Source organism: Streptomyces lancefieldiae (genome assembly GCF_031845825.1).
In the GTDB taxonomy this organism is placed as follows: Bacteria; Actinomycetota; Actinomycetes; order Streptomycetales; family Streptomycetaceae; genus Streptomyces; species Streptomyces lancefieldiae.
The window spans coordinates 161,215-171,853 of record NZ_JAVRFH010000015.1 but is presented as its reverse complement, the minus strand read 5'-3'; the positions used below and the strand labels follow the sequence as shown (position 1 = coordinate 171,853).

The 10,639-nt window shown below is 74.2% G+C and carries 7 protein-coding genes and 1 pseudogene; 5 read left to right on the top strand and 3 right to left on the bottom strand.

What is annotated here, in order from left to right:
• Positions 1 to 194: 194 nt before the first annotated feature.
• On the bottom strand, positions 195 to 2,300 hold the full coding sequence (locus RM812_RS17935) for a molybdopterin oxidoreductase family protein (RefSeq protein WP_311573581.1): 2,106 nt from the start codon (positions 2,298 to 2,300) through the stop codon (positions 195 to 197).
• A gap of 103 nt (positions 2,301 to 2,403) precedes the next feature.
• Positions 2,404 to 3,090, bottom strand: a complete 687-nt coding sequence (locus RM812_RS17930; protein ID WP_311573580.1) for a SanA/YdcF family protein — start codon at positions 3,088 to 3,090, stop codon at positions 2,404 to 2,406.
• A 164-nt stretch (positions 3,091 to 3,254) separates the two neighbouring features.
• On the opposite strand from RM812_RS17930, the gene RM812_RS17925 reads away from it, so the two are divergent.
• The 5 genes and pseudogenes from RM812_RS17925 to RM812_RS17905 form a co-directional block, all read left to right on the top strand.
• Positions 3,255 to 4,094: a sirohydrochlorin chelatase gene (locus RM812_RS17925; protein WP_394816466.1), complete on the top strand. Its 840-nt coding sequence runs from the start codon at positions 3,255 to 3,257 to the stop codon at positions 4,092 to 4,094.
• 59 nt (positions 4,095 to 4,153) lie between these two features.
• On the top strand, positions 4,154 to 5,428 hold the full coding sequence (locus tag RM812_RS17920; RefSeq protein ID WP_311573579.1) for a deoxyguanosinetriphosphate triphosphohydrolase: 1,275 nt from the start codon (positions 4,154 to 4,156) through the stop codon (positions 5,426 to 5,428).
• 145 nt (positions 5,429 to 5,573) lie between these two features.
• Positions 5,574 to 6,839: an NAD(P)/FAD-dependent oxidoreductase gene (locus tag RM812_RS17915; protein ID WP_311573578.1), complete on the top strand. Its 1,266-nt coding sequence runs from the start codon at positions 5,574 to 5,576 to the stop codon at positions 6,837 to 6,839.
• A 92-nt stretch (positions 6,840 to 6,931) separates the two neighbouring features.
• On the top strand, positions 6,932 to 8,848 hold the full coding sequence (gene dnaG / locus RM812_RS17910; protein WP_311573577.1) for a DNA primase: 1,917 nt from the start codon (positions 6,932 to 6,934) through the stop codon (positions 8,846 to 8,848).
• Positions 8,849 to 9,014: 166 nt separating this feature from the next.
• Positions 9,015 to 10,289 (top strand): annotated as a pseudogene (locus tag RM812_RS17905) (sigma-70 family RNA polymerase sigma factor); the annotation flags it as partial.
• Positions 10,290 to 10,296: 7 nt separating this feature from the next.
• On the opposite strand, the gene RM812_RS17900 reads toward RM812_RS17905, so the two are convergent.
• Positions 10,297 to 10,635, bottom strand: a complete 339-nt coding sequence (locus RM812_RS17900) for a hypothetical protein (RefSeq protein WP_311573576.1) — start codon at positions 10,633 to 10,635, stop codon at positions 10,297 to 10,299.
• Positions 10,636 to 10,639 lie beyond the last annotated feature (4 nt).

The following is a 10,639-nucleotide window of genomic DNA, read 5'->3' as shown; positions in this document are numbered from 1 at the left end:
GGGCGGCACCCGCGCGGTCGGCATCCGCGCGCCGCACACGCGCCACGGCCGCCCCGGGGCGGCCGTCCTTGCCCCCTTGCTGTCCCGGTCTGTCCCGGCCCGTCCTGCCTCGGCCCGTCCTGCGTCGGCCTGTTCCGCCCCGGCCTGCCCCGGCCCGGCGCGGAGGTCGGGCGTGGAGCCGTCGTGGGTGACCGCTACGGCGTCGCCGGCACCGCTTCCAGCCGTACCGCGCACACCTTGAACTCCGGCATCCGCGAGGTCGGGTCCAGCGCCGGGTTGGTCAGGGTGTTGGCGCGGCCCTCACCCGGCCAGTGGAAGGGCATGAACACGGTGTCGGGACGGATGCCGGCGGTGATGCGGGCCGGTGCCACGGCCCGGCCCCGCCGGGAGACGACGGCCACTGGATCGCCCTCGGCCGCCCCCAGCCGCGCCGCCAGCCGCGGGTGCAGCTCCACGAAGGGGCCGGGCGCGGCGGCGTTCAGCTCGTCCACGCGCCGGGTCTGCGCGCCGGACTGGTACTGCGCCACGACCCGCCCGGTGGTCAGCAGCACCGGGTACTCGTCGTCGGGCTCCTCGGCGCTCGGCCGGTGTGAGACGGGCACGAACCGCGCCCGGCCGTCCTCGGTGGCGAACCGGTCCAGGAACAGGCGCCGGGTGCCCGGATGCGGCTTCGCACCGGCCGCGTCCCCAGCCGGCGCCGGGCACGGCCAGAACACCCCCTGCTCCTCGGCCAGCCGCCGGTAACTGATCCCCGAGTAGTCCGCGGGCCCGCCCGCGCTCGCCCGGCGCAGCTCCTCGAAGACCTCCTCGGGCTCGGTCGGGAAGCCCTTCTCCACCCCGAGCCGGTCGGCCAGCTCGTGCAGCACCTCCAGATCGCTGCGTACCCCGTCCGGCGGGGTGATCGCGCGCCGCCGCAGCAGCACCCGCCCCTCCAGGCTGGTCGTGGTGCCCGTCTCCTCCGCCCACTGCGTCACCGGCAGCACGACGTCCGCCAGCGCCGCCGTCTCGGAGAGCACCACGTCGCACACGGCCAGGAAGTCCAGCGACCGCAGCCGTCCCTCGACGTGCGCCGCGCGCGGTGCCGACACCACCGGGTTGGAGCCCATCACCAGCAGCGACCTGATGTCCGTGCCCAGCGCGTCCAGCAGCTCGTAAGCGCTGCGCCCCGGCCCCGGCAGCGAGTCCGGGGCCACGCCCCACACCTCGGCGACGTGCCGCCGCGCCGCCGGGTCCGTCAGCTTGCGGTAGCCCGGCAACTGGTCGGCCTTCTGCCCGTGCTCGCGCCCGCCCTGCCCGTTGCCCTGCCCGGTCAGGCAGCCGTACCCCGACAGGGGCCGCCCGGCCCGCCCGGTCGCCAGGCACAGGTTGATCCAGGCGCCCACCGTGTCGGTGCCCTTGGCCTGCTGCTCGGGCCCGCGCGCGGTGAGCACCATCGCGGCCTCGGGCTCGCAGAACAGCCGCACGGCCTCCCGCAGCTCGGGAACGGACACCCCCGTGATCCGTTCCACGTACTCCGGCCAGTGCGCCATCGCCGCGGCCCGCGCGTCCTCCCAGCCGGCCGTGCGCTCCTCGACGTACTCCTCGTCGACCCGCCCCTCGGCGACGACCAGGTGCAGCATCCCCAGCGCCAGCGCCAGGTCGGTGCCCGGCCGGGGCGCCAGGTGCAGGTCGGCCTGCTCGGCGGTCTTCGTGCGGCGCGGGTCCACGACGATCAGCGTGCCGCCGTTCTCGCGCAGCTCGGTGAAGTACCGCAGGGACGGCGGCATCGTCTCCGCCGGGTTCGACCCGACGAGGATCACGCATCCCGTCCTCGGGATGTCCTCCAGCGGGAACGGCAGCCCCCGGTCGAGACCGAACGCCTTCGTGCCGGCCGCCGCGGCCGACGACATGCAGAACCGCCCGTTGTAGTCGATCTGCGAGGTCCCCAGCACCACCCGGGCGAACTTGCCCAGCGTGTACGCCTTCTCGTTGGTCAGCCCGCCCCCGCCGAACACGCCGAGGGCGTCCGCACCGTGCTCGTCCCGGATCCGGGCGAGGTTCCGGGCGATCCGGCCCAGCGCCTCGTCCCACGGGGCCGGCACCAGCGCGCCGTCACCGTCACGCACCAACGGGGAGGTCAGGCGCACGCTCGAGGAGAGCACCGCCGGCGCCGTACGCCCCTTGCCGCACAGGGCCCCCCGGTTCACCGGGAAGTCCGCGCGCTCGCTCACCTCGACACTCCCGTCGGCGGCGGGCGTCAGATTCATCCCGCACTGCAGGGCGCAGTACGGGCAGTGCGTGGGCGTCGCGGTGTTCTGCATGCCGCCCAGCCTGCGGCGCCCGTGTTACGCGACCGGGCGGCGGTTTGTTACGCCACCGGGACGGTGACCTCCCCGCCGCCCTCCGGCCATGGTGAGGGGCGCTTCACCGCTCTCCGGCCAGGGCCCGCGCCACCCCCGTCTCCTTCGGCCCGAGGAAGGTGGGATCCGGCTCGAACACCGCGTCCAGCGCCGCCTTGCCCGCCGCGAGGATCTCCCGCGCACCCCCGTAGTACCAGGTCGCGTCGTGTACGGCATCGACCCCGACGCCGTACGACACCACACCCGCCTCCTGGCACAGCGCCACCGCCCGCCGGATGTGGAAGCCCTGGCTGATCAGCACCGCCCGGTCCACGCCGAAGATCTTCTTCGCCCGGACGCAGGAGTCCCAGGTGTCGAAGCCCGCGTAGTCGCTGACGATCCGCCCGTCGGGCACGCCGTGCCGCACGAGGTACGCGCGCATGGCGTCCGGCTCGTCGTACTCCGCACGGCTGTTGTCGCCGGTCACGAGCACCACCTCGATCCGCCCCGCGCGGTACAGGTCGGCCGCCGCGTCCAGCCGGTGGGCCAGGTACGGAGACGGCTCGCCGTCCCACAGCCCGGCGCCGAAGACGACCGCGACCTCGGTACGGGGCACGTCGGCCGTGGTGCGCAGCCGGTCGCCGGTGACCAGGTGCATCCACGTCGCGGGCAGCAGGGCCAGCACGCAGACGGCCATGACCCCCTGGACCAGCCTCCGCCATCCGCTACGGGTGCGCGGCAGGCGCGGTCTGCGAAGTCTCGGGCGGCGCATCGGACGGTTCCCTCCCCGGTCGGTTCCTGCCTCCAGGGACGTCCGGGCGGGCCGTCCGGTTCGCCGCCCGCTCACAGGCGGGGCCCGGCGCCGTGTGAACCGACGGAAAACGCCTGTGACACCCACGCAACGGGGAGGCAACGTCCCGCCTCCACCATCGCTGCATGACGGCGATGACAGCGTTGGGCAGCAGGACGAGCAGGAACCCGAGCAGGACGCGCACGGGGAACCCCGGCGGCGCACCCGCCCTGGTCGTCGTCGCCCACGGCAGCCGCGACCCGCGTGCGCTGCGCACCGTACGCGCCCTCCTCGACCGGGTCGGCGCCCTGCGCCCCGCCCTGCCGGTGCACCTCGGGCACATCGAACTGAACGCACCCCTGCTCCCGGACACGCTGGCCGCGCTCGGCGACGGAGCGGCCGTCCTCGTCCCCCTCCTCCTCAGCCGCGGCCACCACGTCGAACGGGACATCCCCGACATGGCGGCGGCCTCCCCGGCCCGGACCCGCGTGGCCGCGCCGCTCGGCCCGCACCCCCTGCTCGTGGACGCCCTCCACGACCGCCTCACCGAGGCCGGCTGGCCCTCCCACGCCCCCCGCGACAGCGCCGTCGTCCTCGCCTCCGCGGGCTCCCGCGCCCCGGCCTCCCGCGCGGACACGGCCCGCACGGCAGAGCTCCTCACCGCCCGCCTGGGCGTCCCGGTCGTCCCCGCGTACGCCTCGGCGGCGGCCCCGACGGTGCCGGACGCGATCCGCGCCCTGACCGCCCGGGGGCACCGCCGCATCGCCGTCGCCTCGAACTTCACGGCCCCGGGCCGCTTCGCGACGGAGTGCGCGGCGGCGGCCCCGTGGATCGCGTCCGCCCCCCTGGGCACCCACCCGGCCATGGCCCGCCTGCTCCTGCACCGCTACGACCAGGCACTTGTGACAGGCGGCGAGGACAACGCACCTGAAGGGGCGCGGGGAACTGCGCGACCGGCCACAACCGAACCCGCACTCGCCCGATAACCGAAGCAGGCAGACGCACGGGCCCCCAACTGTCACACCTTCCGCATACTGTTCACGACATGGAAGGCATCACACCCCCACCCCCGTACGACCCCGCGTCAGTGGCCCGCTTCGCCCCGGAACCGGACAAACGCCCCGGCCGCACCGCCTTCCAACGCGACCGCGCCCGCATCCTGCACTCCGCGGCCCTGCGCCGCCTCGCCGGCAAGACCCAGGTCGTCGCGCCGGGGGAGCGCAACCCCGTCTGGGACGCCAGCCCCCGCACCCGCCTCACCCACTCGCTGGAATGCGCCCAGGTCGGCCGCGAACTCGGCGCCGCCCTCGGCTGCGACCCCGACCTCGTCGAGGCCGCCTGCCTCTCCCACGACCTGGGCCACCCGCCCTTCGGCCACAACGGCGAACAGGCGCTCAACACGTTCGCCGAGGACTGCGGCGGCTTCGAGGGCAACGCCCAGTCGCTGAGGCTCCTCACCCGCATCGAACCCAAGCGGTTCACCGAGGAGGGCTCCGTCGGCCTCAACCTCACCCGCGCCACCCTCGACGCCGCCACCAAGTACCCCTGGCCCCGCGGCGCCCACCCCACCGACCCGGCCTCGCCCAAGTTCGGCGTGTACGACGACGACCGGCCCGTCTTCGAATGGCTGCGCAAGGACGCCCCCGGCGCCCGCGCCTGCTTCGAGGCCCAGGTCATGGACTGGGCCGACGACGTGGCGTACTCCGTGCACGACGTCGAGGACGGCCTGCACGCCGGCCACATCGACCCGAACTGCCTGCTCGCCGACCCCGAGCGCGAGGCCGTCTTCGAGGTCGCCGTCGGCCGCTACGTCCCCGCCGGCACCGACCACGCCGAACTCGCCGCCGCCCTCGACCGCCTCCTCGCCCAGGACTGGTGGCCGCACGGCTACGACGGCTCGGCCGTCGCCCAGGCCCGGCTGAAGGACGCCACCAGCCAGCTCATCGGCCGCTTCTGCCTCGCCGCCGAGACCGCCACCCGGGACGCGTACGGGGCCGGCCGGCTCACCCGGTACACCGCCGAGCTGGTCGTCCCCCGCGAGGCCCGCATGGAATGCGCCGTCCTCAAGGCGGTCGCCGTCCGGTACGTCATGCAGCGCACCGAGCAGGAGCGGCTCCGCGCCGACCAGCGCGTCGTCGTCGCCGAACTGGCCGAGGCGCTCACCGCCCGCGCCCCCGAGGGCCTCGACCCCCAGTTCCGCTCCCTGTTCGACCGGGCCGCCGACGACCGGGCCCGCAAACGGGTGATCGTCGACCAGATCGCCTCCCTCACCGATGTCTCGGCCCGCTCGCTTCACGCCCGTCTGACGGGGCATCCATGAGACTGGCGGGACAGGTGTGACCAGAAAGGCCAGGCGGCGCCCGAAACACGGCCCTCCTTGGCCTGATCGGGCCACTCCCTCTTCCCGCACCTTGCCGCGTGCGGGACGCTCGCATGTGGCGGCACCCCGACGAGGAGGCAGACAAGTGGTCGACGCGGATCAGACATTCGTCATCGTCGGAGGCGGCCTGGCCGGCGCGAAGGCGGCCGAGACGCTCCGTACGGAGGGCTTCACCGGCCGGGTGATCCTCATCTGCGACGAGCGCGACCACCCCTACGAGCGCCCGCCGCTGTCCAAGGGCTACCTCCTCGGCAAGGAGGAACGCGACAGCGTCTTCGTGCACGAGCCCGCCTGGTACGCGCGGCACGACATCGAGCTGCACCTCGGCCAGACCGTCGTCGCCGTCGACCGCGCCGCCAAGACCGTCCACTACGGCGACGACGGCACCCGCGCCCGCTACGACAAGCTGCTCCTCGCGACCGGCGCCGAGCCCCGCCGCCTCGACGTCCCCGGCACCGACCTCGCGGGCGTCCACCACCTGCGCCGCCTCGCCCACGCCGAGCGCCTCAAGGGCGTCCTCGCCTCCCTCGGCCGGGACAACGGCCACCTCGTGATCGCCGGCGCCGGCTGGATCGGCCTGGAGGTCGCGGCGGCGGCCCGCGAGTACGGCGCGGAGGTCACCGTCGTCGAGCAGGGCCCGACCCCGCTGCACGGCGTCCTCGGCCCCGAGCTGGGCGCCGTCTTCGCCGAACTGCACGAGGCGCACGGCGTCCGCTTCCGCTTCGGCGTGACACTGACCGAGATCGTCGGCCAGGACGGCATGGTGCTGGCCGCCCGCACCGACGACGGCGAGGAGCACCCCGCGCACGACGTGCTCGCCGCGATCGGCGCGGCCCCGCGCACCGCGCTCGCCCAGGCCGCGGGCCTGGAGATCGCCGACCGCGCCCACGGCGGCGGCATCGTCGTCGACGCGAACCTGCGCACCTCCGACCCCGACATCCACGCCGCCGGCGACGTGGCCTCCTTCCACCACGCCCTTTTCGACACCCGGCTCCGCGTCGAGCACTGGGCCAACGCCCTGAACGGCGGCCCGGCCGCCGCCCGCGCGATGCTCGGCCGGGAGCTCGTCCACGACCGCGTGCCCTACTTCTTCACCGACCAGTACGACCTGGGCATGGAGTACTCCGGCTGGGCGCCGGCGGGATCGTACGACCAGGTGGTGATCCGCGGTGACGCCGCCAAGCGCGAGTTCATCGCCTTCTGGGTGAAGGACGGCCGGGTGCTGGCCGGGATGAACGTGAACGTGTGGGACGTCACAGAGCCCATCCAGCAGCTGATCCGCTCGAAGGCCCAGGTGGACACGGAGGCGCTGGCGAACCCGCACGTCTCCCTCGAAAGCCTCGTCCCGTAGGCGGCGGTCCCGCCCGCACCGCTTCCGGCGGGCCGGGCTCCCGGCCGGTCACCGCGCCGGGGGATGCCGGCGCCGCCCCGTAGAATCGCCATGTGGCAGGACGGATCAACGACGAGGACGTGAAGGCGGTACGGGACGCGGTCCCGATCGACGCCGTCGTCTCGGAGTACCTCCAGCTGCGCAACGCGGGCGGCGGCAACCTGAAGGGGCTGTGCCCGTTCCACGACGAGAAGTCCCCGTCCTTCCAGGTCAGCCCGAGCAAGGGGTTCTTCCACTGCTTCGGCTGCCAGGAGGGCGGCGACACCATCACGTTCGTGATGAAGATCGACCACCTCACCTTCTCCGAGGCGGTCGAGCGCCTGGCCGGCCAGGCCGGCATCACCCTGCGCTACGAGGAGGGCGGGTACAACCCGACCCACCAGCGCGGCGAACGCATCCGCCTCGTCGAGGCCCACAAGATCGCCGCCCAGTGGTACGCCGAGCAGCTCGCGACCGGCCCCGAGGCCGACACCGGCCGCGCCTTCCTCGCCGAGCGCGGCTTCGACCAGGCCGCGGCGGAGCACTTCGGCGTCGGCTACAGCCCCCAGGGCTGGGACCACCTCACCCGCTACCTGCGCGGCAAGGGCTTCAGCGACAAGGAACTGCTCCTGTCCGGCCTCGCCCAGGAGGGCCGCCGCGGCCCCATCGACCGCTTCCGCGGCCGGCTGATGTGGCCCATCCGCGACATCGGCGGCGACGTCGTCGGCTTCGGCGCCCGCAAGCTCTACGAGGCGGACAACGGCCCGAAGTACCTGAACACCCCGGACACGGCGATCTACAAGAAGTCCCAGGTCCTGTACGGCATCGACCTCGCGAAGAAGGACATCGCCAAGGCCTCCCGCGCGGTGGTCGTCGAGGGCTACACCGACGTCATGGCCTGCCATCTCGCCGGTGTGACCACCGCGATCGCGACCTGCGGCACGGCCTTCGGCGGCGACCACATCAAGATCCTGCGCCGGCTGCTGATGGACAACGGCTCGGCCCGCGTGATCTTCACATTCGACGGCGACGCGGCCGGCCAGAAGGCGGCCCTGCGCGCCTTCGAGGACGACCAGAAGTTCGCCGCCGAGACCTACATCGCCATCGCCCCCGACGGCATGGACCCCTGCGACCTGCGCCTGGCCAAGGGCGACGACGCGGTCGCGGACCTGGTCCAGCCGCGCACCCCGCTCTTCGAGTTCGCGCTCCGCCAGATCGTGAGCCGCTACGACCTGGACACCCCGGCCGGCCGCGCGGCGGCGCTGGACGAGGCCGCACCGGTCGTCGCCCGCATCAAGAACAGCGGCGCCCAGCACGAGGTCGCCGTGCAGCTCGCCGGCATGCTCGGCATCCTCGACACGCAGTTCGTGGTCAAGCGCATCGCCCAGCTGGCCCGCTGGGCCCGCGACCGCGGAGGCAAGGGCCCCGCCCCCGACCGGCAGCAGCGCGGCGGCGGTGCCCCGCAGCAGTACGCCGCCCCCGACCGGGCGGCCCCCAGGGGCCCGGCGCTGAACCTGCGCAACCCCGTCTTCGCCACCGAACGCGAGTTGCTCAAGCTCGCCCTCCAGCGCCCGGAGCTGGTCTCCCCGGCCTTCGACGCGTACGGCGTCGACGAGTTCACCGCCCCGCCCTACGCCGCCGTACGCCAGGCGATCCTGGAGGCGGGCGGCGCCGAGGTCGGCGTCCAGGACCCGCAGGACTACCTGGTCCGGGTGCGCGAGGCCGCCCCGGACGACGCCGTCCGCGCCATGGTCACCGAGCTCGCGGTCGAGGCGATCATGCGCCGTGCCGTCGACGAGATGTACGCGGGCGAGGTGCTGGTCAGGGTGCGGCGCCGTGCCGTCGAGCGCCGCGTCCGTGACGTCAACGGCCGGCTGGCGCGCCTGGCCGGTCACGGCGACCCGGCCGAGCTGGCCGCCGTGCAGAACGAGCTGTGGGTCCTCCAGCAGTACGACCAGACCCTGCGCGTCCACGGCGCCGCGGCCCTCTGACACCGCCCCCGGGTATCCGTCCGGTCACGGACCGGACGCAAAAAGTCACCGCACGCCCCTCGTGGCGGCGTTGTGTCGTACCCCACACTGGGTGCGGTGCCTGAGTCCTCGGAGCGCGGCCGATCCGTCCCGAACGGATCCTGATCCCCGCGGTTCCGTTCAACACGTACGGGACGGACAGCGGCGAGCGAGCCGACTCCGCTCCCGAAGTACCGCTGCCGCCCCCCGCCGGCAGCGTCCATCCTGGAGGTCGCCCCCCGTGCAGACCCAGACCCTCGCCCAGACCGACGCGCGTACCGACGCACGTACCGACGGCGCGGAGCCGGACGCCGAGAGCACGGTCCTCGTCGCGATGCCCCCGCGGCACCGTGCCGTGCACCACCCCGGGAACCGGCCGGACGAGCCGTCCGCGGCGGACGCCGACGCCCCCGAGCCCACCGCCCCTGAGCCCACCGGCCCCGAGCCCACCGCCCCGGATCCCGTCGCCCCCGAGCCCGCCGACCCGTCGCCCACCCGCACGGAGACCGGCGGGCCCTCCTCCGACCTGTTCCGCCAGTACCTGCGGGAGATCGGCAGGATCCCGCTGCTCACGGCGGCCGAGGAGGTGGATCTCGCCCGCCGGGTGGAGGCCGGGCTGTTCGCCGAGGAGCGGCTGCGGCTCGCCACCGACCTGGACAGCCGGCTCGCCCTGGACCTCGACCGGCTCGTCGTCATGGGCCGCGTCGCCAAACGCCGCCTGATCGAGGCGAACCTGCGGCTCGTGGTGTCGGTGGCGAAACGCTACGTCGGACGCGGACTGACCATGCTCGACCTGGTCCAGGAGGGGAACCTCGGCCTGATCCGGGCCGTGGAGAAGTTCGACTACGCCCGCGGCTACAAGTTCTCCACCTACGCCACCTGGTGGATCCGCCAGGCCATGTCCCGGGCCCTGGCCGACCAGGCGCGCACCATCCGCGTCCCGGTCCACGTCGTGGAGCTGATCAACCGGGTCGTCCGCGTCCAGCGCCGCATGCTCCAGGAACGCGGCTACGAGCCGACCCCGCAGGAGGTCGCCGCCCACCTGGACCTGGCCCCCGAACGGGTCGGTGAGGTACTGCGCCTCGCCCAGGAGCCCGTCTCCCTGCACGCCCCGGTCGGCGAGGAGGACGACGTCGCCCTCGGCGACCTGATAGAGGACGGCGACGCCACCAGCCCCGTCGAGTCGGCCGCGTTCCTGCTGCTGCGCGAGCACCTGGAGGCGGTCCTGTCCACCCTCGGCGAACGCGAGCGCAAGGTCGTCCAGCTCCGCTACGGCCTGGTCGACGGCCGCCCGCGCACCCTGGAGGAGATCGGCGGCATCTTCGGGGTGACCCGGGAGCGGATCCGCCAGATCGAGTCCAAGACCCTCGGCAAGCTCCGCGACCACGCCTACGCGGACCAGCTCCGCGGCTACCTCGACTGAGCCCGGGTCAGGTGCCCGGGTCCGTCGCCGCCCGCCGCTTTTGGGCGTCGACACCGGCGCCGACCGCCACGCCGAACCCGAGCCCGAGCGCGAGGCCCAGGCCCAGGTTGCCGCTCAGCTGCCCGAGGCCGATGCCGAGGGCGACCCCGATCGGCAACCACAGCGCCAGCCCCGAGCCCGGCAGCTCCCTGGCGCCGTCGTCCCCGGCCCCGGCCGGCGCCGCGTCCGCCTCCGGCCGCCCCGGGTCCTGCCCTTCCTGCCCCGGGCCCTGGCCCGGGACTTGCCCCAGGTCCTGCCCCGGGTCCTGGCCCGTGTTCTGCCCCGGGTCCTTGCCGTCGTCCGTCATCGCG